Source organism: Tomitella gaofuii (assembly GCF_014126825.1).
Lineage (GTDB): Bacteria > Actinomycetota > Actinomycetes > Mycobacteriales > Mycobacteriaceae > Tomitella > Tomitella gaofuii.
Genome location: NZ_CP059900.1, coordinates 143,301 through 168,776 on the forward strand (window position 1 = coordinate 143,301; position 25,476 = coordinate 168,776).

General features: G+C 69.4%; 21 protein-coding genes and 4 pseudogenes. 12 read left to right on the forward strand and 13 right to left on the reverse strand.

Going from position 1 to position 25,476, the window contains the following annotated elements:
- Positions 1 to 103 precede the first annotated feature (103 nt).
- Entirely contained in the window at positions 104 to 1,630 is a 1,527-nt protein-coding gene (locus tag H4F70_RS00695; protein ID WP_182358633.1) for an MFS transporter, read from the forward strand.
- A gap of 45 nt (positions 1,631 to 1,675) precedes the next feature.
- Here the strand turns inward: H4F70_RS00695 and H4F70_RS00700 are convergent, their stop codons facing one another.
- Positions 1,676 to 2,569, reverse strand: a complete 894-nt coding sequence (locus tag H4F70_RS00700; RefSeq protein ID WP_182358634.1) for an AsnC family transcriptional regulator — start codon at positions 2,567 to 2,569, stop codon at positions 1,676 to 1,678.
- A gap of 247 nt (positions 2,570 to 2,816) precedes the next feature.
- Here H4F70_RS00700 and H4F70_RS00705 point away from each other — a divergent pair, with 247 nt between their 5' ends.
- Entirely contained in the window at positions 2,817 to 4,313 is a 1,497-nt protein-coding gene (locus H4F70_RS00705) for an MFS transporter (RefSeq protein WP_182358635.1), read from the forward strand.
- A gap of 48 nt (positions 4,314 to 4,361) precedes the next feature.
- On the opposite strand, the pseudogene H4F70_RS21040 reads toward H4F70_RS00705, so the two are convergent.
- A pseudogene (locus H4F70_RS21040) lies at positions 4,362 to 4,604 on the reverse strand (GNAT family N-acetyltransferase); the annotation flags it as partial.
- Positions 4,605 to 4,701: 97 nt separating this feature from the next.
- Between H4F70_RS21040 and H4F70_RS00715 the strand changes: the two are divergent.
- The gene (locus tag H4F70_RS00715; protein ID WP_182360070.1) at positions 4,702 to 5,961 is read left to right on the forward strand and encodes an integrase catalytic domain-containing protein; all 1,260 of its coding nucleotides are present in this window, start codon (positions 4,702 to 4,704) and stop codon (positions 5,959 to 5,961) included.
- 60 nt (positions 5,962 to 6,021) lie between these two features.
- On the opposite strand, the gene H4F70_RS00720 is transcribed toward H4F70_RS00715, so the two are convergent.
- The gene (locus tag H4F70_RS00720) at positions 6,022 to 6,390 is read right to left on the reverse strand and encodes a hypothetical protein (RefSeq protein ID WP_182358636.1); all 369 of its coding nucleotides are present in this window, start codon (positions 6,388 to 6,390) and stop codon (positions 6,022 to 6,024) included.
- A 115-nt stretch (positions 6,391 to 6,505) separates the two neighbouring features.
- A pseudogene (locus H4F70_RS00725) lies at positions 6,506 to 7,704 on the reverse strand (IS256 family transposase).
- Positions 7,705 to 7,840: 136 nt separating this feature from the next.
- Here H4F70_RS00725 and H4F70_RS21045 point away from each other — a divergent pair.
- A pseudogene (locus H4F70_RS21045) lies at positions 7,841 to 8,262 on the forward strand (IS30 family transposase); the annotation flags it as partial.
- Here H4F70_RS21045 and H4F70_RS00740 read toward each other — a convergent pair.
- The 5 genes from H4F70_RS00740 to H4F70_RS00760 all read right to left on the reverse strand — a co-directional run bounded on the left by H4F70_RS00740 (position 8,222) and on the right by H4F70_RS00760 (position 11,262).
- On the reverse strand, positions 8,222 to 8,497 hold the full coding sequence (locus H4F70_RS00740) for a hypothetical protein (RefSeq protein ID WP_182358638.1): 276 nt from the start codon (positions 8,495 to 8,497) through the stop codon (positions 8,222 to 8,224). The pseudogene H4F70_RS21045 and the gene H4F70_RS00740 sit on opposite strands and share 41 nt — an antisense overlap.
- A gap of 65 nt (positions 8,498 to 8,562) precedes the next feature.
- Positions 8,563 to 8,820 (reverse strand): hypothetical protein, encoded by a 258-nt coding sequence (locus tag H4F70_RS00745; protein ID WP_182358639.1) that lies wholly within the window; start codon positions 8,818 to 8,820, stop codon positions 8,563 to 8,565.
- Positions 8,821 to 8,995: 175 nt separating this feature from the next.
- Positions 8,996 to 10,177, reverse strand: coding sequence for a hypothetical protein (locus H4F70_RS00750; RefSeq protein WP_182358640.1), 1,182 nt, complete (start codon positions 10,175 to 10,177; stop codon positions 8,996 to 8,998).
- A gap of 83 nt (positions 10,178 to 10,260) precedes the next feature.
- Positions 10,261 to 10,497 carry a hypothetical protein gene (locus H4F70_RS00755; protein WP_182358641.1) on the reverse strand — a complete coding sequence of 79 codons (237 nt, stop codon included), beginning with the start codon at positions 10,495 to 10,497 and terminating at the stop codon, positions 10,261 to 10,263.
- A gap of 144 nt (positions 10,498 to 10,641) precedes the next feature.
- Entirely contained in the window at positions 10,642 to 11,262 is a 621-nt protein-coding gene (locus H4F70_RS00760; RefSeq protein WP_182358642.1) for an MspA family porin, read from the reverse strand.
- Between the two features lie 235 nt (positions 11,263 to 11,497).
- Between H4F70_RS00760 and H4F70_RS20770 the strand changes: the two genes are divergently transcribed.
- Both H4F70_RS20770 and H4F70_RS21050 read left to right on the forward strand, forming a co-directional pair.
- The gene (locus H4F70_RS20770) at positions 11,498 to 11,632 is read left to right on the forward strand and encodes a hypothetical protein (protein WP_268968348.1); all 135 of its coding nucleotides are present in this window, start codon (positions 11,498 to 11,500) and stop codon (positions 11,630 to 11,632) included.
- Positions 11,633 to 12,133: 501 nt separating this feature from the next.
- Positions 12,134 to 12,376 (forward strand): annotated as a pseudogene (locus H4F70_RS21050) (helix-turn-helix domain-containing protein); the annotation flags it as partial.
- A gap of 87 nt (positions 12,377 to 12,463) precedes the next feature.
- Here H4F70_RS21050 and H4F70_RS00770 read toward each other — a convergent pair.
- Complete coding sequence (locus tag H4F70_RS00770) at positions 12,464 to 13,699, reverse strand: PucR family transcriptional regulator (RefSeq protein WP_182358643.1); 1,236 nt, start codon at positions 13,697 to 13,699, stop codon at positions 12,464 to 12,466.
- A gap of 148 nt (positions 13,700 to 13,847) precedes the next feature.
- Here H4F70_RS00770 and H4F70_RS00775 point away from each other — a divergent pair, with 148 nt between their 5' ends.
- Positions 13,848 to 15,395, forward strand: coding sequence for a flavin-containing monooxygenase (locus H4F70_RS00775; RefSeq protein WP_182358644.1), 1,548 nt, complete (start codon positions 13,848 to 13,850; stop codon positions 15,393 to 15,395).
- An 8-nt stretch (positions 15,396 to 15,403) separates the two neighbouring features.
- Here the strand turns inward: H4F70_RS00775 and H4F70_RS00780 are convergent, their stop codons facing one another.
- The 3 genes from H4F70_RS00780 to H4F70_RS00790 all read right to left on the reverse strand — a co-directional run bounded on the left by H4F70_RS00780 (position 15,404) and on the right by H4F70_RS00790 (position 20,792).
- Entirely contained in the window at positions 15,404 to 16,324 is a 921-nt protein-coding gene (locus H4F70_RS00780) for a LysR substrate-binding domain-containing protein (protein WP_182358645.1), read from the reverse strand.
- A 71-nt stretch (positions 16,325 to 16,395) separates the two neighbouring features.
- Positions 16,396 to 19,800 carry a pyruvate carboxylase gene (locus H4F70_RS00785; RefSeq protein ID WP_182358646.1) on the reverse strand — a complete coding sequence of 1,135 codons (3,405 nt, stop codon included), beginning with the start codon at positions 19,798 to 19,800 and terminating at the stop codon, positions 16,396 to 16,398.
- Positions 19,801 to 19,853: 53 nt separating this feature from the next.
- Complete coding sequence (locus H4F70_RS00790) at positions 19,854 to 20,792, reverse strand: alpha/beta hydrolase (protein WP_235681264.1); 939 nt, start codon at positions 20,790 to 20,792, stop codon at positions 19,854 to 19,856.
- A 223-nt stretch (positions 20,793 to 21,015) separates the two neighbouring features.
- On the opposite strand from H4F70_RS00790, the gene H4F70_RS00795 reads away from it, so the two are divergent.
- From H4F70_RS00795 to H4F70_RS00815, 5 genes are all read left to right on the forward strand, one after another.
- Positions 21,016 to 22,491, forward strand: coding sequence for a 2-hydroxymuconic semialdehyde dehydrogenase (locus tag H4F70_RS00795; RefSeq protein ID WP_182358647.1), 1,476 nt, complete (start codon positions 21,016 to 21,018; stop codon positions 22,489 to 22,491).
- Between the two features lie 85 nt (positions 22,492 to 22,576).
- The gene (locus H4F70_RS00800; protein ID WP_182358648.1) at positions 22,577 to 23,356 is read left to right on the forward strand and encodes a 2-keto-4-pentenoate hydratase; all 780 of its coding nucleotides are present in this window, start codon (positions 22,577 to 22,579) and stop codon (positions 23,354 to 23,356) included.
- Positions 23,353 to 23,790: a RidA family protein gene (locus H4F70_RS00805; RefSeq protein ID WP_182358649.1), complete on the forward strand. Its 438-nt coding sequence runs from the start codon at positions 23,353 to 23,355 to the stop codon at positions 23,788 to 23,790. The genes H4F70_RS00800 and H4F70_RS00805 overlap by 4 nt, the downstream gene beginning before the upstream one ends.
- A 24-nt stretch (positions 23,791 to 23,814) precedes the next feature.
- Positions 23,815 to 24,336, forward strand: coding sequence for a 3-hydroxyanthranilate 3,4-dioxygenase (locus tag H4F70_RS00810; protein ID WP_182358650.1), 522 nt, complete (start codon positions 23,815 to 23,817; stop codon positions 24,334 to 24,336).
- Between the two features lie 2 nt (positions 24,337 to 24,338).
- On the forward strand, positions 24,339 to 25,370 hold the full coding sequence (locus H4F70_RS00815; RefSeq protein WP_235681265.1) for an amidohydrolase family protein: 1,032 nt from the start codon (positions 24,339 to 24,341) through the stop codon (positions 25,368 to 25,370).
- Positions 25,371 to 25,476 lie beyond the last annotated feature (106 nt).

Below are 25,476 nucleotides of genomic sequence, written 5' to 3' on the forward strand. Positions count from 1 at the left end.
TTGTTCTAAGTCAGGTGACTGATATATCGTCGCGCAAGTCACTTGACTTAAAATGCCGTCGCGGTCGATCGCCCGCCGGCGGCGTAGATCAGATCGGACGCGTATGCCAGTGAGGACAGGACCCGCCGGCTCGGCAGAAGCCGCAGGGGTGGACGACAAGAAGAACTCCGCCATCGTCGCGGTACTCGCGCTCGGCGGCATCGTCGTCGCGCTCATGCAGACACTGATCATCCCGATCATCCCCGACCTTCCGGATCTCGTCGGGGCATCGGCGGGCGACACGGCCTGGGCGATCACCGCGACGTTGCTCGCCGCCGCCGTCGCCACCCCGGTTATGGGCCGGCTCGGCGACATGTACGGCAAGCGCCGCCTGCTGCTGGTGAGCCTGGTGATCCTCGTGGCCGGATCGCTCATCGCCGCGTTCGCGACCAGCCTGGCGCCACTGGTGATCGGCCGCGCCCTGCAGGGATTCGCGTCCGGCGTGATCCCCCTGGGCATGAGCCTGATGCGCGACATCATGGCGCCGGAGAAGCTCGCCGGCGGGGTCGCCGTGATCAGTGCGTCGCTCGGCGTCGGGGGTGCGCTCGGGATGCCGCTCGCCGCATTCATCGCGCAGTACGCGGACTGGCACATGCTCTTCTGGGTGTCCGCCGGTCTCGGCGTTCTCTCGTTCGTGCTCACCGTGATCGTAGTGCCGGAATCGCACCTGCGCGCCTCCGGCTCGTTCGACTACCTCGGGGCCGTGGCCCTGTCCGCCACGCTCGTGTCGCTGCTGCTTGCGATTTCCAAGGGCGCCGATTGGGGCTGGGGCTCGGGTCTGACGGTGGGCCTGTTCGTCGCTGCGGCCGTGCTGGCGGTGGCGTGGGTGTTGTGGGAGCTGCGCGCGCCGCGCCCGCTGGTCGACGTCCGGGTGGCGGCGGGCAAGCAGGTGCTCATGACCAACGTCGCCTCCGTGGTGTTCGGCTTCGCGATGTTCGCGCAGTCGCTCGTGGTGCCGCAGATCATCGAGATCCCCGAGTTCACCGGGTACGGACTGGGCCAGTCGATCCTGGTGGCCGGCCTGGCGATGGCGCCCGGCGGTCTGCTGATGATGGCGATGGCCCCGGTCTCGTCCCGCATCACGATGACCGTGGGCCCCAAGTACACGTTGATGACGGGCGCCGTCGTGGTGGGCCTCGGCTACCTCATGGGCGTGTTCTGGATGAACTCGGTGTGGCAGCTCGTGGTGCTCTCCGGCATCATCAGCGCCGGCATCGGACTGGCCTACGCGGCCATGCCCGCCCTCATCATGGGTGCCGTCCCGCCGGAGGAGACCGGCGCGGCCAACAGCTTCAACACGCTCATGCGCTCGCTGGGGACCTCGTTCGCCAGCGCCGTGGCGGGCGTCATCGTCGCCTCGGTGACCATGGAGATCGGCGGAGCCGTGTTGCCGAGCAACTCCGCGTTCCAGATCGTCATGGGCGCGGCGGCGGGGGCGTCGCTGGTGGCTCTCGTCATCGCGGCGCTGCTGCCGAAGTACCGTCCTTCCCAGGGCGACGAGCAGACGGTCGAGGTCGAGGCGGTCGAGGGTGCCGCGGGGATCGCCGGCGAGGCGGACGACGCCGAGGGCCTGGCGGCGTCCCGGGCCTGATGCCCGGCCGCGCGGCGACGCCGGGGCAGGGCGCGCGACTCGGGATCACACCGCGTTGCGTTTCAACGACCGGCCCATGGGGACGATCTCCACTCCGGCGACGCCGAGGTCGGCGAGGACGCCGTCGACGAAGTCCACCAGTGCGGGCCCGTCGAGCACCTGCACGTGCGCCACGAGGTCGCACCGTCCGCTGGTGGCGGCGGTGAAGCGTACATCGTCGCGGCCGCGCAGGGCGGCGCCGACGGTGCGGATGCGGCCCGGCGGCACGGACATCCACAGCATCGCGTCGCCGGTGCCGCCGAGCGCGGCGGGATGCACGTCGGCTTCGAAGTAGAGGATCCCGTCCTCGACGAGGCGCCGGCGACGTCGGGACACCGTGCTCGCGTCGACGCCCAGGCGCGCAGCGATGCCCCGCAGATCGCCGCGACCGTCCACGGCGAGCTCCGCCATCAGTGCGGAATCGAGCGCGTCGATCTCACGGGAGGGGCGCAGCACCGCGTCACGGACCGCCCCCCACACGTGCAGCAGCTCCATGGTGTCGAGAGAACGCAGCGCCGGCTCCGAGGGGAGGCCGACGAGGACCGGATCGCGGGCCGGATCGTGTGTCACCACACCGCACATCAGCTCGGAGCCGTCGCGCGAGATGCGCACCCAGCGCGAGTTGTCCTCGGCCGCCACGGCGGCGGCCAGACGCGCGACGGCGGCCGGCGCCGCCTGCGCGCGCGCCAGGTACGCATGCCCGCCGTCGAACCCCGGAAGCGTGCGACCCACGACGCGGACCACCGAGTGCCGGCGCAGCCGCCGGTAGCGCGCGGACAGCGCCGCCGGTCCCACCGGCAATCCCTCCGCCAACTCGGCGAACGGGGCCGTGGGCCGGTGCATCAGTGCCAGCAGCAGCCGGCGGTCGAGCGGGTCGACGCTGATCGGTGGTTCCGCCATCGCCGTCGCCCCGCCTCCGTGTCGCCACCCGCCTCCGTGTCGCCGAACCGGGATCCCATGCGACACCAGTGTCACGCCCGGTGCGATGTGATGCAACAGGAATGATCCTGTTGTGAATCCAGCGGAGACAGAGGGGATGTTCCGCAGTGCGTTGCATTTCTGACCGGTTTCGATGCACGACATGATTGCCTGTCGGCGACGCGACCGCGGTGTGCGGCGCGCAGTCGCACAGGAAGGTGCCCCCACCGTGTCCACCAAAACCCCACCCGCAGGCGACGGGCCCGTGACGCCGCCTCCGCCGCACGCACGCGCCGATGCTCCGACAGGTAAGAACTCACGCCCCGGCACCGCGCTCATCGTCGTGGCAGGCTTCTCCTGCCTCGTCGTGGCCCTGCAGCAGACGCTCGTGGTGCCCGCGGTGCCGGAGTTCCCCGGGATACTGGGCACGACGCCGGAGACCGTGTCGTGGCTCGTCACAGCGACGCTGCTCACCGGAGCGGTGGCGACGCCGATCCTCTCCCGGCTGTCCGACATGGTCGGCCGCCGGCGCATGATGATCGCCGCGATGCTGTTCGTGCTCGCCGGATCCGTCCTCGCCCCGCTGGGCGGGATCGCCACACTGATCGCGGGGCGGGCTCTGCAGGGGATGGGGACCGCGCTCGTCCCCGTCGCGATGGCGCAGATGCGGGACGGGCTCCCGCGGCACCGGGTGGCGCCGTCGCTCGCAGTGCTCAGCGCGACGCTCGGGGTCGGCGGAGGGATCGGCATCCCGCTCGGCGGCGTCATCCTCGACGCTGTGAGCTGGGAGTGGATGTTCTGGTTCTCGGCGCTGCTCTCGGTCGTCGCCATCGTGGCGATCGCGGTCGTCGTGCCTCCGCGCGCTCGCGTGGAAGGCTCGGGCGGGTTCGATATGACCGGTGCCGTGCTGCTGACCGTCGGCCTTGTCGCGTTGTTGCTGGGCATTTCGCAGGGTGAGACGTGGGGATGGGGGAGCGCCCCGACGGTCCTCGCCTTCCTCGCCGCGGTCGTCGTGCTCGTGGCGTGGGGCCGGCAGCAGTTGCGCAGCGCCGACCCGATCGTCGACCTGCGCGCCACCTCGACGGCGCCGTTGTTGTTCAACAACATCGCCTCGTTGCTGCTCGGGATCGTCATGTTTGCGAACTTGCTCCTCACCACCGAGCAGTTGCAGGGCGCCGTGGGCGAGGGAGGTTTCGGCTGGTCCTCGGCATCGGCCGGCCTGGCGATGCTGCCGAACGCCGCCGCGATGTTCGGCGTCGCACCGCTCACCGCGTGGTTGGCGCAGCGGTGGAGTCCGCGCGTGGTGCTGGGCATCGGGGGTGTCGTCACCGCGCTCGGCTATCTGCTCCGGATCGTCGCATCGCCGAATCCGGCAGCGGTCATCGTGTGGGCGACGGTGATCGGCATCGGTGTCGGCATCGGGTACGCGGCGCTGCCGATGATCATCGTGCGGCACGCGCCCGGCCACCAGATGGGCGCGGCCAACGGGGTCAACGCGCTCGTGCGTGCGATCGGCACGTCCATCGCCAGCGCGGGCGTGGGTGCCCTCGGCGTCGCCATGGCGGTCGAGGCCGGCGGGCGCTCGGTCCCGTCCGCGACGGCGTTCTCAGTGATCGCGGCGATCGGCGGCGCCGTCGCCCTGGTGACGGTGGCGTGCGCGGTGCTCGCCGGCGGAAGCCACAGTGCGCCGGCACCGGTCCGGAACGGCGCAAGCACGCCGGAATAGTCGGTCGGCGATTGGCTCGACCTCGGGGTTCGCAGTGCGGTGGACGGCTCAGGCCGTGCGCTCGTAGTGGATGAGCGCGAGGGCGTGGCCCGACGGAGCGGTCCCCATGACGCGTCCGGTCTCGGCGAAGCCGGCCCGGGGGAGGACGCGCCGAGACGCGGCGTTATCGGTGGCGGTGCGGGCCGTGAGCCGCGCCAGGCCGCTGCGGCGCGCGAACTGCGTGCTCAGGTCCAGTGCGGCGGAACCGGTGCCGCCTCCGCGGTGGTCCGAGTGTACCCGGAAGCCGACCTCCCCGCGGTCCCCGCGGCGTGCCTCACCTACTTTGAGCGCGTGGCGCCGGGTGGTGCCTCACCTACTTTGAGCGCGTAGCCAGGAAAGCTTGCCCGATGTGGAAGGCAAGATCGACATGGCCGCGAGACGGCAGGTGACGAACAAGCTGCGGAATCAGTACCGCAAGGCGTCGAAGGCGGACAAAGGCAAGATCCTCGACCGCGTGGTGGAGACCACGGGTATGGGCCGCTCGACCGCACGGCGGATGCTTCGCGGCCCTGCGCTGCCGGACCCGGCCGAGCAGGTCGACGGACGCACACTGCGCACTCGGCGCTTCAGCGACGACGCCAGGACCCTGCTTGAGCATGTGTGGGCGTTGATGGGCATGCCGTGCGGCAAGTATCTGGTCGTCATGGTCGATCTGTGGCTACCGCTGCTGGCCGAGGCGGGTGATCTGGACACGCCGTTCGCCACCGACGAGACGACCGCGGAACTGAAAGCGATGAGCGCCGCGACCGTTGACCGGTACTTGAAACCGGCACGCGACAGAATGCGGATCAAGGGCATATCGACGACGACGCCGTCACCGCTGCTGCGGAACTCGATTGCCATCCGTACCTGCACGGACGAGGCACCCGACACGCCAGGGGTGATCGAGGCCGACACCGTGGCGCACTGCGGCCCCACGCTGATCGGCGAGTTCGCCCGCACGCTGACGATGACCGACATTGTGACCGGGTGGACGGAGAACTGCTCGATCCGCAACAACGCCTCGAAGTGGATCCTCCACGGGATCGAACAGCTGCAGGGCTGGTTTCCCTTCGCCATGACCACCTTCGACAGCGACTGCGGTTCGGAGTTCATCAACCATGAGGTCGCCGGGTGGCTGCAGGACCGCGACATCGCACAGACCCGCTCTCGGCCGTACCAGAAGAACGACCAGGCGCACGTGGAGTCGAAGAACAACCACGTCGTGCGCAAACACGCCTTCTATTGGCGCTACGACACCGCCGACGAACTCGAGCTGCTCGACCGGCTGTGGCGGCTGGTGTCGCTGCGGTTGAACTTCTTCACCCCCACGAAAAAAGCCGTCGGCTACACCGCCGGCGCGGACGGCCGCAGAAAGCGGATCTACGACAAGCCGGCCACCCCATGGCAGCGCCTGCAAGACTCGGGAACCCTTGATGCACAACAACTTTCGCGGGTCTCGGCTCGGATCGACGGGATCAACCCGGCCGACTTGACCCGGCAGATCAACGCCATCCAGATGCAGCTACTCGACCTGGCGCGAGACAAGACCGAAGCCCTCGCCGCCGCCCGCCACATGGACCTGGAAGCATTACAACCGTCAATCAACCGATTGGCCCAGGCGAAGTAGCGCAAGCCTCCCACGCGCTCACACTGCGTGAGGCACCGGCCACCCGCTTCGCGCTCACTTTTACGTGAGGCACCTCGCCCCGGAGATGTCGAAGAGCACGAGACTGCCTGCGAACTCGTCCGTGTCGGGTCGGGCGATCGCAAGAACCGCCAGGTCGCCGGGATCGAAGCCGACGCGAATGTCGCCGTCGAGGTCATCGCCCGCGAGTCGGTCGGTTTGCTGGACGCCGGCGGACTCCGCGCGCTGACGGTCCGCGCGCTGACGGTCCGCGCGCTGACCGTCCGGGCGGTGGCGGCCCGCCTGGGGGTAGCGCCTGCGAGCCTGTACTCGCGGGTGCAGTGCGTCGAGGATCTGTTCGACCTCGCTCTCGACCAGGCAATGTGCGATGACGAGAGCGTGCAGGAAGCGTTGCGCGAGTCGAACATCCACGACCTCATGCTCGCCTTGCACCGGCATCTGTTCGAGCATTCGTGGGCCTGCCAGGTCATCGGCTTGATCAAGCCCCTGGGAGTGGTGCAACTGAATTGTGATCCTTCGTTGGTGGTCAGGCTGGTAGTTGCATCAGTGGATCGGTGGTCACCTCCGTCTGTGAGCTGGTGTCGGTGGCGATGGTCAGTCGGCAGCGGGTGAGGACTTCGAGGCCGAGGTAGCGGCGTCGGATCTCCCGGTTGAGGCGCTCGGTGGGATTTTTGGACCAGATCTGGCGCCACACGTCGTCGGGGAATGCGGTGAAAGCGAGCAGGTCCTCGCGGGCGTCGCCGAGGTGGTCGGCGACCTCGGGCAGGCGGTCTTCGGTGTACTCCAGTAGCCGGTCGAACTGGGCATTGACGGCTTCGGCGGTGGGTTGGTCATAGACGCTGTGCAGCATCGCTTTCACGGCCGGCCACATCGACTTGGGGCACGCTCCCATCAAGTTCGCGGCGTAGTGGGTGCGGCAGCGTTGCCATGCGGCGCCGGGCAGGTTCGCCGCGATCGCCTCCACGAGCCCGGCGTGGGCGTCGGTGGTCACCAGCCGCACTCCGCCGAGGCCGCGGGCGATCAGGTCGGCGAAGAAGGTGTTCCACGAGGCCTTCGTCTCGCTGGTGGCGACCTGCATGCCGAGGACTTCGCGGTGCCCGTCGCCGCCCACACCGGTGGCCAGAAGCACCGGAGCCTTGACGACCTGCTTGTTCTCGCGGACCTTGATCGTGAGAGTATCGGCGGTGACGAAGGTGAACGGGCCGGCCTCATCGAGGCGCCGGTGTCGGAAGGCGGCGACGTGCTCGTCGAGGTCTTCGGCCATGCGTGAGACCTGCGACTTCGACAGCGAGTCGATGCCCAGGGTCTTGACGAGCTTGGGGGTACCGCCCGCTGCGATAATCGCGAAGCGCGCAGCGGGGGAGCCATCCGGCGGGTGGAGACTCCGGCGAGGTAGCAGTCGGCGACGACGGTGATCAGCGCCGACTCGGCCCGTTTGCGGCGCTCGAGCAGCCACTCGGCGAAGTCGCTGGCTGAACGCAGTTTGGGGACGGCGATGTCGACGGTGCCGAGCCGGGTGTCCAGCGGGCGGTGCCGGTAGCCGTTGCGGCGGTTGGTGCGCTCGGTGGTGCTCGTGTTCCATTCGGCGCCGCATACGGCGTCCGCATCGGCTGAGATCAGCGCGTTGATCATGGTCTGCAGCAGGTCACGCATCAGGTCCGGTGATGCTTCGGACAGGGCTTGGCCAAGCAGGCCGGCAGGGTCGACAATGTGGGGTGCGGTCATCGTGATGACTGAAGTTCGAGGGTTCTGTGAGAGGTTCACTCGAAGGATCACACGGTGGCCGCACTGCGTCCGTCAACGACGCGGCGTCACAGACGAACTCGGCCACCGAGTTACACCACTGTATGGGGCACTACTCATGATCTGCGGCCTTCCTGCAGGTAAAAGCGCCGATGGGCTCGCGGATGTGCTCATCGATACCGTCAGCGACATGCCGAAACACATCCTCGGCGCGCTCACCTGGGACCAGGGCACCGAGATGGTCCGGCACGCCGCGCTCACCACGGCAACGGATCTGCCGGTCTACTTCGCCCACCCGCACTCGCCGTGGGAGCGGGGCACCAACGAGACTCCCCCAAGCACTCCGTGCAGGGAGGTACCCCCACCAACGGCCTGATCCGCGAGTACCTGCCCAAGGGCACCGAGATCACCGACCACCAGCCCTACCTGAACGCGATCGCCGACGAGCTCAACGACAGGCCGCGAGCGACGCTCGGCTTCCTGACCCCGCGGGAGGTGTTCACGAAACTACTGACCGAGCCTGTTGCTTCCACGAGTTGACACCGCCGAGCCATTGGCCGCGATACGGGTCCCAATACGACAGCGGCGTCGGTGGCTCTCCGACGGGCTCGACGACGAATCGGTGCCACACGCCCGCATCGGCGTCGTACTGGAGGTCTTGCGTGCCGAACCGGTTATCGGCCGACACGGGAGCATTGTCCTGATCGCCCGCGATCGATTCGCCGTCCGGCCCGACGACGCGCCTGCCGTCCTCGTCGTCGATCAGCGTGTACACCTGGCCACCGACTCCTGTTCTATGTCGATTGTAGGAAAATACATCGTCAGGAGAACGGGACGCAGTTATTTCTGGCAGAATTCGCCAAGCTCATCTATGCGCTGGTTTATTTCCCTGAACTTGTTGTTCAGTTCAGACAGGCATTCTTGATTCACCGCTTGATCACAGCCGGAGAAGTCCACCACGGCGCCGAAAGCGCTCGCAACATGCGCCAATGACTCAGACAACTGTTGCGTATTCACCCTACGTGAGGCGTCATCGTACACTTCCTCCAAGTGCCTGTAATTATCAAGTTTCTCATTTCTGTATTGTTCGTAACTCATTTCACCTTGGGGAAACTCCCTTGTGTTCGCGAGTATCGCGTTACGCGAGCTGTTTACCTCTGAAACAATATCGCAATCCATACGGTTCGCTTGGTGTGTGGATCCACCTCCCGAACAGGCTGTGCATAGGACCGCCGCAAGCGCGATTGCGCCTCTGCCCGTGTGCATGCGAACCCTACCGTGCAGAAGGAACATAGAACTGAGCATCAGGGTTGCTCCGAATAATTTCGTGCATGGTTGCTGCATCTATATATTCCCATTCGGATGGCAATGGGTAAAGGGCGGATTTTCCGGCTACATTCTGCTGCACCACTGTTGACTTCATCATCTCGTAGTTGTACGAATAGTATGTTTCTTTATAATACTGTCCTCCATCTTCTACGACATGCACTTCTTGAGCAGTCATGCTGACAATCCTGAACCGATATTGTACATACACGTCACCCATAGTCTGGTCCATTGTGTCACCTGCGCGGATCTGGCTCGACCAGCCCCCGTAAATCGGTTCATCCAACTTGATGTACTCGTCCGCAAACGGCCCATAGGGGAGGTCCTTGCTTGGCAGTGGATTCGGGTCGCGAACCCACTTTCCATCAGCGGGGCCGATAGACGGGAGACTCAATGCTGCATCTTTACGGCTAAATCGAGCCAAGTGGCGAGTACGAAATCGAGGTGCTCCCTTTATTGCTCCGGCTAGGCCGATCAGTAGCAGCAGTAATTTCTCGGCCGGTGCGGGCTCCTCGTCGCCGCCGGAAGGTTCCACCTGCGGCGGCGGAACAGCACCGCCGTCGTTCGCTGTACTCGGCGTGCCCTGCGTGCCCGGTTCGGCTCCGGTCCCGCCGGCAGGCTCGTCGGCGGTTCTCGGCGCGGATCGGTTATTGGGGCCCACGGGGGCCGCGGGATCGGATTCGCTGCCCGGCTGCACGTGCGCTTCCGGTGCGGGGGCGTCCTGCGGCGCAGTCGTATCTCCCGGCAGGGGTGCCGTGGACTCGGGTGGGTGTTCCGGCACAGGCACGATCACAGCGCCGGGCGGTGCGACCGGGATGTCGGTGGGCGCGTTGGTCCCCACCGAAGGGCCCGGCTGATTCCCGCCGATGCCGGTCGTTTCCGTACCGTCGGTCGTCGGGTTGTCCTCTTGGGCCCCCGGCGCGAAGGACGGGTCCTCCGGTACGCACGGGTTCACGTATTCCGGAGGCGGCGGTGTTCCGGGCGGCAGCTGGGCGACCATGTCGAGCCACAGCTGATGGTCCCGTGCCCGCACCGCCTCACACTGCTGCTCGGGGGTCATACCGTCGTAGCCAGGGATATCCGACGTCCCCGGGGCAGCGGCGGCCACCGCCGCCGTCATCGTGCCCACGAATCCCACGGCGAGCGCGGCACACGCGGCCCGGGCTGCCGCAGCACCGGCCAGGCTGCGGACGGTCCTCCGCGCGGCGCCCGTCACTCGTCCGACGGGCCGCCGGCGGTGTGCGGCCGCGCGGTCCGAAACTCGGCGATGAGGGTGTCGACACCCCACCAGAACACCCTGCCGAACACCGAGGCGTAGAGGAAGAACCCCAAGTACACCCACGCACGCCCGTACTCGAGCGCCCACATCTGGACACGGTCCAGGTGCGCGAAACCCACCAAGAGCCCTATCACGCCGATCAGCACCGCTGCCGTCGCTCGCAGCGTCATCGACGCTCCGGCGGCACCCTCGCCCGCCGGCTCGCTACCTGTGGATCTATCGCGTTGATCGTCGACCTCTCGATCAGCCGAAGTCACTGCCGTCATCGCTGTCCTCCCCGTCCCATGCAATGTCTCGTTATGGCTGCGTGCCGGTTACAGCCACGTCGGATCGGAGTAGACGTAGGCACTGTCGTCGGAGGTGTCGGTCGAGATCGCCACCATCGCGAACGTGCGGACCGAGACGGGCCCCCAGCATCCGTCCACCTTGAGATGGACGCCGTGCGCGGAGATCGTGGCCGCCGGGCCCTGCATCTGCTTTTCCCCCAGCGACAGTGAGGTGATCTGCCCCGGCTTGACCTGGATCGATACCGACGGGCCTGCCGTCGCACTAAGTCCGGCTGACGGGCCCGCCATCGTGATGCCCACGTTCGGGCCGAAGGTCGCGTTCAACCCCAGCGTCGCACCACTGGACACATCGACTCCGCAGCCGATCTGAATGCCCTGCTCCACCTTGCCTGAACGCACTGGTGCAGTGCCCTGACCCTGCACCTCGCCGGTGACCGTCGCGGAGACGAACCCCTCACGGGTGAAGGGGGAACCGGCCAGATTCGGTACCGGGTGGACCGACAGATCCGATGCCGTCACCGATACATCCCAGCCGTCGACCGTCGTGACCGTAGCCGTGCGTGGCGCCAGTTCTTCGGCCGACGCCGTGCCGGCAGACAGGAACGCGGCCGCCGCCCCGAGCGCGGTTGCCACTGCGGCGGTGCGCACAACTATTGAGAACCGAGTCATCAATACTCCCCTGAAAAGACCGATCCGCTCCCCTCCTGAAGCGGATCACCGGCACGGACCTTAACAGCACCCGTACGTGCCAGAGCGGTCAACCGAGGCCACACGACCTTGTTCGGCGACGCCTGGCCCGTTCCCGCAACCGGGCGCGGCCGCAGTAGTGCCCCATACAGTGGTGCAACTCGGCCACCGAGATACGCCACTGATGGAGGGCCCGGTGAACACGCAGATCACGAGAGTGGCGGCGGTGGACGCCGCCGCGCTGGCGGTGCTGGCGTGCGGTGTCGCGCTGCTGCGATCGCCCGGACACGAATCGGAGCAACGACGCCGGAGGCGTTCGCGGCAGGCGTGACTGTCGCTAGACCGGCACGCCTGCGACCCTGGCATGGACGACCACGGCATGGACCCTGTGACCGCCTCTGCGCCCGTCGGAGCCACCCGCGTGGTGTGGCTGTGGGCCGGTCATGCCGCATACCTGGGGCCGTCGTTCCAGCTGGGGGCGCATTCGACGCCCGTGCACTGCTTCGCCCTCGGTGTCGACGGCCCGTTCAGCGTCACGACCGCTGCCGATGGAGCACGCACATGCCGCAGCGCGCTGATCCCGGCACGCACGACCCACCGGATCGACTCCGGTGACGGGCGCATGCTGTTCTCCTACACGGACCCCCGCTCGGTGCACGCCGACCGCCTCCGCTCTGCAATGCGGGACCGGGCGGGCACCATCACGTCGACTCATCGCGCCGAGGGCCGGTTGCTCGCTGCGTTGCGCGGCGATGTCGATCCCGGGCACCTGTGCCGGACTCTGCTGGGCGGCGATCAGCGCGATACCGTCGACCACCGTGTCCGGCAGGCGATGGACAGGATCCTCGACGACCCGGCGGCGGACGCGGGCCTGTCGACCTCGCGATTCCTGCACGTGTTCTCCGCGGGTGCCGGCACGAGCCTTCGGCGCTACCGGCTGTGGTCCCGGCTGCTGGCAGTGGCGGCGGCGATCGAAGAGGGAGGCGGCATGACCGATGCCGCTGCCGACGCGAGCTTCGCCTCGCCGAGCCATTTCAGCGACACCTTCCGCGCGATGTTCGGTCTCACCGCCACGGACCTGCTCGCCCGGGGGACCACGATCATTCCGGTCGACCGACGGTCGGCGCGACCATGGCCCGGGACACGAGCATCCGGACCGCGGTCACCGTGCCCCGGCGTGGCCGCCGGCGCCCCGCCAGTGCACGATGTCCAGCGCCACTGCCACGTCGACCGGGTTGTCGGCCAGCGGCCGGGGCAGCGCCTCCTCGGCGCGTTCGAGCCGCCGCAGCAGCGTGTTGCGGTGCGTGTAGAGCAGCTCGGCGGCGCGGGTGGCGTTGGACTGACTGCGCACGTAGGTCGACACCGACTCGCGCAGTGCGATGTCGGCGTGCTCGAGCCCGCCCAGCGTGCGGGAGACGAAGCGGGCCGCGCGCTCGGAATCCTCGGTGGCCAGCGCCACCAGCGCGATAGCGTCGTAGTAGGCGACCTGCCTGGTCGACCCCAGCCGGGCGAGCATCCGCTGCGCCGTCAGCGCGTCGAGGTGCGTGCGCCGGAATCCCGTGACCCCGTGCGCGGGCCCGGCCAGGGCCACGCGCACGTCCGGCGCCGCGTCGGCCGCGGCCTCCACTGCGGCGAGGTCCGGCGCGGACTGGCTCCACACCCACCGCGTCCCCGATCCCGCCGACACCATCAGCGACGGCTCCCCGCCCGCCGGCCGGGCCAGGATCTCCGCCACGTGGTCCACGGTGGTGACGTCCGGGTCCGGCCCCTCGCTCCACACCACCGCCGCATGGTGGGTGCGCTCCAGTGCGTAGCCCAGCCGGGATTCGGCGCGCTCGCGGGTGATGGGGGCGCCCTCGAGCAGCAGCGCGATCACCTCGCGGCGCTCGGCCTGCGAGCCGCGGGTCAGCTCGGCGCGCTCCGACCGCATCCGGGTGGCGAGCGCGGTGACGACGTCGTCGACGAACGCCGAGATCGACTGCGACGTGACGTCGAGCAGCTCCTCCAGCTCGGCCGGATCGCGGGTGAGCGCGAAGGCGATCTTCATCCAGTACCGCCAGGCCACGCTCTGCCCGGCTCGGTAGGCGTCCAGCGCCGCCTCGTCCAGGCCGCGCCGCACCATGTCCCGGGCGACGGCGATCTGCGCGTCGTCCACCTGTGCGGTCACCGGCTCCCCGGGGGCCCGCACGTTCGCGGCTGCCCAGGTGAGCAGGTTGGCGCGGTTGGTGCGACGGGTGGCCTCGGCGAGCACCGGATCATCGGCGATCCGGCTGCGCGCCGCGCCCGAGAGCGTGACGGTGTCCAGGTCCGCCATCCACTCCTCGGGCACGTGCAAGGCGATGCCGGCGCCCTGCCGGATCAGCTCCTGGACGCGCGGGGAGGGGGTCGGCCACGGCATGGTGCCCACCATAACCGGCCCGGATGGTGCACACTGCACAAGTTGCTGTGTATGTAGGTGCACATTGACATTCCGCGCGGTGACGACGGCGGGGAAGATGGAATCAACGAAGACGGCAGCGCAACCAGACGACAGGGCAGGAGCGGGCATGACGGCGACGGATCTCATCGACAGCAGCACCGGCGCGGGCGCGGGCGGCCCCCGCGAGCACCTCGACGTGATCATCATCGGCGCGGGGATCTCCGGCATCGGCGCCGCGTACTACCTGCAGCGCGAGCATCCGGGGCGCAGCTACGCGGTGCTCGAGGCGCGCGGCGGCACCGGCGGCACGTGGGACCTGTTCCGCTACCCGGGCATCCGCTCCGACTCCGACCTGCACACCTTCGGCTACGACTTCAAGCCGTGGAACGACGACGACGCCATCGCCCCGGCGGGAAAGATCCTGTCGTACCTGCGGGAGACGGCGGCAGAATTCGGGATCGACGAGCACGTGCGTCTGCACCACAAGGTGGTCGGCGCGTCGTGGTCGTCGGCCGACGCGCGCTGGACCATCGACGTCGAGCACACCGACACCGGTGCGCGGTCCGCGATCACCGCGAACTGGGTGTTCTCCGCCGGCGGCTACTACCGCTACGACGAAGGCTTCACGCCGCACTTCGAGGGCCGTGCACGGTTCCGCGGAACCGTGGTGCACCCGCAGCACTGGCCGGAGGACCTCGATTACGCGGGCAAGAAGGTGGTGGTCATCGGCAGCGGCGCCACGGCCGTCACGCTGGTGCCGTCGATGTGCGACGACGCGGAGCACGTCACCATGCTCCAGCGCACGCCCACCTACATCATCCCGCTGCGCTCCGAGGACTTCGTGGCCAACACGCTGCGCAAGGTGTTCGGCGAGCGCATCTCCCACCCGGTGGCGCGCACGAAGAACATCATCCGCCAGCAGATCATGTTCCAGCTGTGCCAGCGGTTCCCGCGCCTGATGCGCCGGGTGATCCTGGGCATCAACAAGCGGCTGCTGCCCAAGGGCTATCCGGTGGAGACGCACTTCAACCCGCCGTACGACCCGTGGGACCAGCGGCTGTGCGTGGTGCCCAACGGCGACCTGTTCCGCGCCATCCGCGGCGGGACGGCCTCCGTGGTCACCGACCGGATCGCGGAGTTCGACGAGACCGGTATCCGCCTCGAATCCGGCGGGCACCTGGAAGCGGACATCATCATCACCGCCACCGGGCTCAACGTGCAGCCGTTCGGCGGGGTGCCGTTGATCGTCGACGGCCGCGAGATCGACCTGCACCAGACCCGCGCCTACAAGGGGTTCATGCTCTCCGGGGTGCCCAATCTGGCGTTCGCCATCGGCTACACCAACTCTTCGTGGACGCTGAAGATCGGCATGCTGTGCGAGCACTTCTGCCGCCTGCTGGGTCTGATGGACGCCCGCGGCGCCGACACCGTGGTGCCCGAGGCGCCGGAGGGCATGCCGACGCGGCCGTTCCTCGACTTCGGCGCCGGCTACATCCAGCGCGCGGTGGATCGCCTGCCGCAGCAGGGCGATCGCGCGCCGTGGCTCACGTCCATGAGCTACTGGCAGGATGTGAAACTGCTGCGCAAGTCGCCCGTGGAGGACGACGAGAACCTGCGGATGAGCGCATCGGGCGATCGCACGGCTCCTACCGCCTCGGAGCGTGCGACGGCCTGATCGAGCCCCTACCGCAGCCCGGCCGCCACGGCGCGCAGATCGTCCACGAGCACCAGGGCGGACGGGCCCAGCGGCCGGCCGGCCACCAAGGTGAGTCCCACGCTGTGCCCGATGGTGCTCAGCGCCACCGGCAGCACGCTGAGCCGCGCGTCGCTGTGCCCGATGAGGCTGGGCAGCACGGCCACGGTGTCGGTGTCGTGCAGCAGCTGCCGCACGGCGAGGAACGACGTGGCCTCCACGCGGTTCTCCGGCAGCGGCACGCCGGACCGCGCGAACGCCTGCTCCAGCTCGGCGCGCAGCGCCGTCTCGATGCCCGGCAGGATCCACGGGTAACCGTGCAGGTCGTGGAGGGTCAGCGCGTCGGCGCCGACGAGAGGATGGTGCGCCCCGGCGAACACCTCCACCTGTTCCTCGTACAGCGGGGCCCGCACGATGGAGCTCGTCGACGGCGCGGTGAGCCGGCCGACGATGAGGTCGATCCGCCCGGCCTCCAGGTCCACCATGAGCGCGTCGGGGGCGCCCTCGCGCAGGACGACCGTGAGCAACGGCCGGCGGGACTTCAGCCGCGCGATCGCCTGGGGCAGCAGGACGTTCGACCCGGCCAGATGGGTGCCGACCACCACCGTGCCCCGGTCGGCGTCCGCGAGCTCCACCACGTGCCGGCCCGCCTGCCGCAGCTGCGCGAGCACCGCGCGGGCGTGGTCGGTGAACGCCGACCCGAAAATGGTCGGCGTGACCCCGCGCGGGCCGCGCTCGTAGAGCTCCACCCCCAGGATGGTCTCGATGTCCCGCAGGCTGCGGGTGGCCACCGGCTGGGTGATGTGCAGCTCCGAGGCCGCGCCGATCACGCTTCCCTGCCGGGTGAGAGCGTCGATGAGCACCAGGTGCCGGATCTTGAGCCGCCCGTCCAGCAGCTTGGGCAGGTCCACTCCGCCCTCCTGGGGATCGCCGGGCCGTGTCGCCCCCGAGCGTAGTCCGTCATGGGGCCCGTCGACGGCCGTCAGGGTTCGATCACCACCAGCAGGTCGCCGCCCTCGACCCGGGCGATGTCCGCGACGGCGGCGCGGGTGACGGTGCCCGCCACCGGCGCGGTGATCGCGGCCTCCATCTTCATCGCCTCGATGCTCCCGACGACATCGCCCGCCGACAGGCGGGCCCCGGCCTGGACGGCCAGGGTGACCACCCCGGCGAACGGCGCCGGCACGTGACCGTGGTTGCGCGGGTCGGCCTTCTCGGCGCGCGGCCGGGCGTCCTCGACGGCCCGGTCGCGCACCACCACCGGGCGCAGCTGCCCGTTGAGCGTGCACATCACCGTGCGCATGCCCCGTTCATCCGGCGGCGAGATCGACTCGAGCCCCACGATCAGCGTCTTGCCCGGCTCGAGTTCGATCCGGTGCTCCTCGCCCGGGGTGAGCCCGTAGAAGAACTCACGCGTGCCGATGGACGCGGTGTCGCCATACCGCCCGCGGTGCTCCGCCATCTCCCGCGCCGGCCCCGGGAACAACAGCTCGTCGAGCATCGCCCGCCGCCCGGCCGACCCGCCTTCGAGCGCCTCCCGCTGCCCGGCGGTGATCTCGACCACCGGCTCGGGGGCCGCCCGCCGCCCGCCGAGCACCGCGGTGCGCAGCGGCTCGGGCCAACCGCCGGCGGGCACGCCCAACTCGCCGCGGAAGAATCCGGTCACCGAATCGGGAATGTCGAACGCGCCGGGGTCGGCGGCGAAATCCGCCGCCGACCCGCCCGCACCCACCAACGCGAGCGCCAGGTCGCCGACGACCTTCGACGACGGGGTGACCTTGATCAGCCGGCCCAGCATCCGATCGACCTCGGCGTAGGCGGTCTCGATGTCCTCGAACCGGTCGCCGAGCCCCAGCGCCACCGCCTGGGTACGCAGATTCGACAGTTGCCCGCCCGGAATCTCGTGGGTGTACACCCGGCCCGTCGGGGCGGGCAGCCCGGCCTCGAACGGCTTATACACCCGCCGCAACGCCTCCCAATACGGCTCGAGCCCGCACACCGCGCCCAGATCGAGGCCCGTATCCGATTCGGTGTGCGCGGTCGCGGCGACGATCGCCGACAACGACGGCTGACTCGTCGTCCCGGCCAGCGGCGCCGCCGCCCCGTCCACGGCGGAAGCGCCGGCGGCCGCCGCCGCCAGATAGGTGGCCAACTGGCCGCCCGCGGTGTCATGAGAATGCACATGCACCGGCACCTCGAACTCCTGTACGAGCGCTCCCACGAGGCGCGTGGCCGCCGCGGGGCGCAGCAGCCCGGCCATGTCCTTCACCGCGAGGATGTGCGCCCCGGCGGCGACGAGCCGCTCGGCGATCCGCAGGTAATAGTCCAGGGTGTACAGGTCCTCGGCCGGGTCGGCCAGATCCCCCGTATAGGCGAGCGCCGCCTCGGCGACCGCGGTGCCGGTGGCGCGCACCGCGTCGATCGCCGGGCGCATCTGATCGACATTGTTGAGCGCGTCGAAGATGCGGAAGATGTCGATGCCGGTGGCCGCGGCCTCAGCGACGAACGCGTCGGAGACCGCCGCCGGATACGGGGTGTAGCCGACGGTGTTGCGCCCGCGCAGCAGCATCTGCAGACAGACGTTCGGCACCGCCTCCCGCAACGCCGCCAGCCGCTCCCACGGATCCTCACGCAAAAACCGCAGCGCCACATCATAGGTGGCCCCGCCCCACGCCTCGATCGAGAGCAACTCCGGGGTCATCCGCGCCACATACGGGGCCACCGCCACCAGATCCCGCGTCCGCACCCGCGTGGCCAGAAGCGACTGGTGCGCATCCCGGAACGTCGTGTCCGTCACCCCGAGCGCCGACTGGTCGCGCAGCGCCGCGGCGAACCCCTCGGGGCCCAGCGCGGCGAGCCGCTGGCGTGACCCGCCGGGCGGCGGCGCCGACAGGTCCAGCCCCGACACACCGGCCGCGGGCAGTTTCACCGCCGGCCGCACCCCGGCCGGCCGCTCACCGTGCGGGGCGTTGACCGTCACATCGGCGAGATAGTCGAGGATCTTCGTGCCCCGATCGGCCGGGCGCCGGGCGGTGAGCAGCCCCGGATGGGCGGCGATGAACCCCGTATCGACCGGGCCGGCGGTGAAATCATCGTCATCGAGCACGGCCTGCAAGAACGGGATGTTCGTCGCCACCCCACGGATGCGGAACTCCGCGAGCGCCCGCCGCGCCCGCGATAGAGCACTGCCCCGGTCTGCGCCGCGGCAGGTGAGCTTGACGAGCATCGAATCGAAATAGGCGCCCACCTCCGCGCCCACTGAGGTGCCCCCGTCGAGGCGGATGCCCGCCCCTCCCGGGGTGCGGTACGCGGTGATCCGGCCGGTGTCCGGGCGGAAATCGTTGGCCGGGTCCTCGGTGGTGATCCGGCACTGGATCGCCGCGCCGCGGACCCCGATCGCCTCCTGGGACAGGCCCAGCTGCGCGAGCGTGGCCCCGGCGGCGATGCGCATCTGCGCGCCCACCAGGTCCACGTCGGTGATCTCCTCGGTGACGGTGTGCTCGACCTGGATCCGCGGATTCATCTCGATGAACACATACCGGCCCGCCGCGTCGAGGAGGAACTCCACCGTCCCGGCACACCGGTAGCCGATGTGCCGGGCGAACGCGACCGCGTCCGCGCACATCCGCGCCCGCAAACCGGCATCGAGGCCCGGGGCCGGGGCCTGCTCGATGACCTTCTGATGGCGGCGCTGCACCGAGCAGTCCCGCTCGAACAGGTGCACCACCTCGCCGGCGGAGTCGGCGAGGACCTGCACCTCGATATGCCGCGGGCCGAGCACGGCCTGCTCCACATACACCGCCCCGTCACCGAACGCGGTCGCCGCCTCGTGCGAGGCCGCTTCCAACGCTCCGGGCAGCTCCGCCGGATCGTCGACCCGGCGCATGCCCCGCCCGCCGCCGCCGGCGACGGCCTTGACGAACACCGGAAACCCCATCGCCGCACCCTCGGCGGCCAGGACGTCGAAATCGGTGCCCGGCGCCGTCGACGCGAGCACCGGCAACCCGGCGGCCCGGGCCGCCTCGATGGCACGCGTCTTGTTGCCCGCCAGCCGCAGGATGTCCGCGTCCGGGCCGATGAAGACGATCCCCGCCGCCGCACACGCATCGGCCAACTCCGGATTCTCCGACAAGAACCCGTAGCCCGGATACACCGCGTCCGCCCCGCACTCACGGGCCACCCGCAGAATCTCGTCGACGTCCAGATACGCGCGCACCGGATGACCCGGCGCCCCGATCTGGTAGGCCTCGTCGGCCTTGAGCCGATGCGGCGAGTTGCGGTCCTCGAACGCGTAGACGGCGACCGTGCGCGCACCGGCCTCGACCGCCGCACGAAACGCGCGGATCGCGATCTCACCTCGATTGGCCACAAGGATCTTGCTGAACATTCGGACCTCACTGGGGATGGGAGACCCGCCGGTGACGGGGGGTTCTCCGGTGGTCAGGATGCGCTGCCGGCCCGCACCGCCGGGGCCGCTGCGGCACCGGCGGTCGTCGCGAACAGGCCTGTGAGCGCCTGGAACAGGTCGGTGGAGGGATCGGCCAGGTCGAGGAACACGTCGTAGTGGTTGCGTCCCGGGATCGTCAGCAGCTTGGCGTCGGCGCGGCGTGACCAGGTCTCATGGAAGCGCCGGCTCTGTTCCAGGAAGCCCTCGCCGTCGTGCTCGGCCACCGCGATCACGGCGGGCGGCAGGTAGGAGCCGACGGTGGGCTGCAAAGCGGGGCTGAGCGCGGCAGCGTCGTCCGGGCTGAGCGACAGCCACTCGTTGGGCGACGCGTGCACCAGCGGGCGCAGGTCGAACAGCCCGCTGATGGGCATTGCGGCGCGGACGGCGTCGCGCGGCACGCCCGTCTCCTCCTGCCAACCGGGCGTCATCACCGCGCCGGTCAGGTGCCCGCCCGCCGAGCTGCCGCCGACGACGATCCGCCCGGTGTCCAGCCCGTATGCGCCGCCGTGACGGTGCACCCAGGCGACGGCGGCGCGCACCTGGCGGACGATCTCGTGCAGCCGCGTGTCGGGGGCGAGCCCGTAGTCGACGGTGACGGTGGCGATGCCGTGGTCGGCCAGCGCCCGGGCCATGAACGCGGTGTCGTGGCGGGACAGCGCCCGCCAGTAGCCGCCGTGGATCACGACGAACACCGGGCGAGGGGACGCCGCGGTGCCGGGGGCCCAGACGTCGAGCTGCTGCCCGCTCGCGGCGTCGTAGACGAGGTCGCGGTGGCCGGCGAGGCCGCGCACCGCGTCGTCGGAACGCGCCCGGTAGGCGGCCATGTTGGCGTCGAACACGTCGGGGGTGACGGTGCGGCGGACGTTGTAGAGCGCCTCGATGCGCGGGTCGATCACGTGCGCCTCCCGGTCCGGCGGTGTGCGGGCAGTCATGGGTGTCAGGGGTGGAGCGTCAGGGGGTGGGGGTCTCAGGGGATGGTTCATCTTGTGCCGCCGGACACATGCCTGTCCAATGTTGCAACGGTGGCGAGATATGCCCATTTCGGCATGGTGTGCGGCGCGCGAGCGCGAGGACTGCATCGGCATAGCCATTTTGGCATACCCCCTTTCGGAATGAGTATTGGAATCGCATGGCGATGGGGATCACAGTGGAGTCATGACCGCACAGCCTGAGCAGTGGATTCGGAACTACGTGGACGGCGGTTTCGTCGATCCGGACCCGACCCGCGCGTTCCCGGCGATCGACCCGGCCGCCGGCACCGCGTACGCGCGGGTCCATGAGGCGGACGAGGACCTGGTCGACCGCGCCGTGCGCTCTGCGCGCGCCGCGCTGGACGCCGGCTGGGCCGATTCCGCGGTGAGCGCGCGCGCCGCCCTCATGCGCAAGGTGGCCGACCGCATCGAGGAGCGGTTCGACGAGTTCGTCGCCGCCGAGATCGCCGACACGGGCAAGCCCATCACCCAGGCGCGCAAGCTGGACGTTGCCCGCGCGCCGATGAACTTCCGCGCCTACGCCGACGTGGTCTCGGCCGCCGGGCAGGACTCGTTCATCACCGAGACGGCCGACGGCGGGCGGGCGCTCAACTACGCGGTGCGCAAGCCCCTCGGTGTCGTCGCGATCATCGTGCCGTGGAACCTGCCGCTGCTGCTGCTCACCTGGAAGGTGGCGCCGGCGTTGATGAGCGGCAACGCCGTGGTGGTCAAGCCCAGCGAGGACACGCCGGCCACCGCGTCGCTGCTCGCCGAGGTCATGGACGAGGTGGGCGTTCCGCGCGGCGTCTACAACGTGGTGCAGGGCTTCGGTGCGGACTCCGCGGGCGCGTTCCTCACCGGCCACCCGGGCATCGACGGCGTGACGTTCACCGGCTCGTCGGCCACGGGCACCCACGTGATGAAGACCGTCGCGCCACGCGTGCGCCCGGTGTCGCTGGAGCTGGGCGGCAAGAACGCCGCCGTCGTGTTCGACGACGTGGACCTGGGCGAGGCGATCGACGGGCTGTCCCGTTCGATCTTCACCAACACCGGGCAGGTGTGCCTGTGCACCGAGCGCGTCTACATCCAGCGCGGCATCTTCGACGACGTCGCCGCCGGGCTGGTCGAGCGTGCGGAGAAACTGCGTCTGGGCCCGCCCACCGACTTCGACACCACCACCGGCCCGCTCATCTCGCAGAAGCACCGCGAGAAGGTCCAGCACTACATGGACCTCGCCGTGCAGGAGGGGGCGCAGGTCATCACCGGCGGCGGCGTGCCCCGCATGGAGGGCGGACTGGCCGGGGGCTCGTGGATCGAGCCGACCCTGTGGACCGGCCTGACCAACGACGCCCGCGTGATGCGCGAGGAGGTGTTCGGCCCCGTCGCCGGCCTGGTCCCCTTCGACTCCGAGGACGAGGCGATCCGCCTGGCCAACGACACCGAATACGGCCTGGCCGCGGCCGTGTGGACCAACGACCTGCGGCGCGGCCACCGCGTCGCGCAGAAGATGAACGTCGGCATGTCCTGGGTCAACACCTGGTATCTGCGCGACCTGCGTTCGCCATTCGGCGGCGTGGGCCTGTCCGGCATCGGCCGCGAGGGCGGCGAGGCGGCGCTGCACTTCTACACCGAACCCACCAACGTGTGCGTGGCGCTGTGACGGCCGCATTCGCGGCCGACACCGCACGATCAGACACAGCACCGCCTGCGAGTCCCGCACCCGCACGGATCCCCGAGGAGACCCGATGAGCGACACCACCACCGACGCCGGCGTCGACGCGCTGGCGCGCCGGCTCGACGACGCGCAGACCTCGCGCACCGAGACCCCGAGCATCGAGGCCGGGCAGCCGCTCGACGTCGACACCGCCTACCGGGTGCAAGAGGCGCTCGTGGGCCTGCGCACCGGCCGCGGCGAGCGGGTCGTCGGCGTCAAGCTCGGCTTCACCAGCAAGGCCAAGATGGCCCAGATGGGCGTGTCCGACGTGATCGTCGGCCGCCTCACCGACGCGATGCAGGTCCGCGACGGCGGCGGCACCGACCTGACCGCCTACATCCACCCCAAGGCCGAGCCCGAGGTGGCCTACCGCCTGGCCCGCGACGTGGACCTGGACGACCCCGACGAGGACATCCTGGGCGCGGTCGACGCCGTCGCCCCGGCGATCGAGATCATCGACTCGCGTTACCTCGATTTCAAATTCACCTACGCGGACGTGGTGGCCGACAACACCTCCGCCGCCGGGTTCGCCGTGGGCACGTGGTCGCCGATGCGCAGCGCCGCCGACCTGGACGTGCGCCTGTCGGTGGGCGACGAGGAGAACGCCGGCACCACCGCCGCGATCCTCGGCGACCCCGAGCAGGCGCTGCACGCGCTGCTGGACATGTGCCGGCGCCGCCGCATCCCGCTCAAGGCCGGGTACGTGGTGCTCGCCGGCGCGGCCACCGCGGCCCTGCCGCTGGGGGAGTCCGAGGCGCGGTGCGCCGTCGCGGGACTCGGCGAGGTCAGCCTGAAAGGAGAGCGCAAGTGAGCACGGCGAAAACCGAATCCGGCGGCACCGTCGTCGAGGGCAAGGCCACGCCCCGCGGGCGCTTCCCGCACGTGAAGGTCGTCGGCGACCTGGTCTTCGTCTCCGGCACCAGCTCTCGCCGCCCCGACAACACCTTCGAGGGCGTCGAGGTGGACGAGATGGGCAGCACCGCCCTGGACATCAAGGCGCAGACCCGCGCGGTGATCGAGAACATCCGCGACATCCTCGCCGAGGTCGGTGCGGAACTGTCGGACGTCGCCCAGATCACCACCTTCCTGGTGAACATGAACGACTTCCGCGGATACAACGAGGTGTACGGGCAGTACTTCGACGAGGCGGGCCCCACGCGCACCACCGTCGCGGTGCACCAGCTTCCGCATCCGCACCTGCTCATCGAGATCCAGGCCATCGCGCACAAGCCGCAGGGCCGCTGACCATCCGCATCGGAGCTGATCACAATGACGAACATCCCCCCGGTCATCGACTTCCAAGGCTGGATCAAGGACCACGAGCACCTGCTCAAGCCGCCGGTGAACAACCAGATGATGGCGCTGGGCGACGACTTCATCGTCCAGGTCGTCGGCGGCCCCAATGAGCGCTACGACTACCACTTCGAGCCGTACGAGGAGTGGTTCTACCAGATCCGCGGCGACATCCACGTCAACGTCATGACCGAGGACGGCCCGCACCGCGTGGACATCCGCGAGGGCGAGACGTGGCTGATGCCGTCGTGGATCCCGCACTCGCCGCAGCGCCCCGACCCGGACTCCATCGGGCTCGTCATCGAACGGGTCCGCAAGGAGGGCACGCTCGAGAGGTTCCAGTGGTACTGCGAGGAGTGCCACGCCAAGGTGCACGAGGTGGAGCTGCAGGTGCGCAGCCTCGTCGACGACATGCCGCCCGTGTTCGAGAACTTCCACAATGACATCGACGCTCGCACCTGCCCGCAGTGCGGCGCCCTGCACCCCGGAAAGGGCTGAGAATGGCCGCACAGGACCCGTCGTTCACGGGGGAACCGGTGAAGCACAAGATGATCGACGTCCACACGCACTACGTGCCCAAGGGCTGGCCGGACGTCACCGCGGAGGGCGGCGCCGATGCGCCGTGGCTGCGGCTCGAGTCCGAGCACGAGGCCATGATGATGACCGGGACCACGGAGTTCCGGCGCATCCAGTCCGACTGCTGGGATGCCGCCGTGCGGCTGGCCGACATGGACGCCGACGGCGTGCACACCCAGGTGGTCTCGCCCACCCCGGTGTTTTTCAACTACGGCCGCAGCGGCGAGCAGTCCGCGAAGATCGCGAAGATCTTCAACGATCTGGCACTGGAGATCACGGCGCCGGCCGGTGAGCGGATGATCCCGTTCTGCCAGGTCCCGCTGCAGGATCCGGACCTGGCGTGCGCCGAGCTGGACCGCTGCCTGGACAACGGGCACAAGGGCGTCGAGATCGGCAATCACGTGGGCGACCGCGACCTCGACGACGAGGGCGTGGTGACCTTCCTGCAGCACTGCGCGGAGCGGGACGTGCCCGTGTTCGTGCACCCGTGGGACATGGCCAACTCGCCGCGGCTCGACCGGTGGATGGCGCGCTGGCTGGTGGGCATGCCCTCCGAGTCGCACCTGTCGATCCTGTCGATGATCCTCGGCGGCGTGTTCGACCGGGTGGACGAGCGGCTCAAGATCTGCTTCGCCCACGGCGGCGGGTCGTTCGCCTTCTGGCTGGGGCGCATGGAGAACGCCTGGCACGGTCGCAACGACATCATCGGCACCTCCGAGTACCCGCCGTCGCACTACCTGGGGCGGTTCCACGTCGACTCGGTGGTGTTCGACGAGCGTGCGCTGCGGCTGCTCGTCGACACCGTGGGGCGCGATCGCGTGATGGTGGGCAGCGACTACCCGTACCCGCTGGGCGAGCGCCCCGTGGGCGAGGTGGTGCGTAAGAGCGAGTTCCTCGATGACGCCACGCGCGCGCTGATCACGCACGGCAACGCGGAGCGGTTCCTGGGGCTGTAGGGCCGCGGGGAACGGAAACGAGGACGCGCCCGGAGCCGGTGCGGGGCGGTGCCTTCGAGCTATTGCCGTGAGGGCATAGCCCGAGGGAAAAGAGCATTAGTGTGCG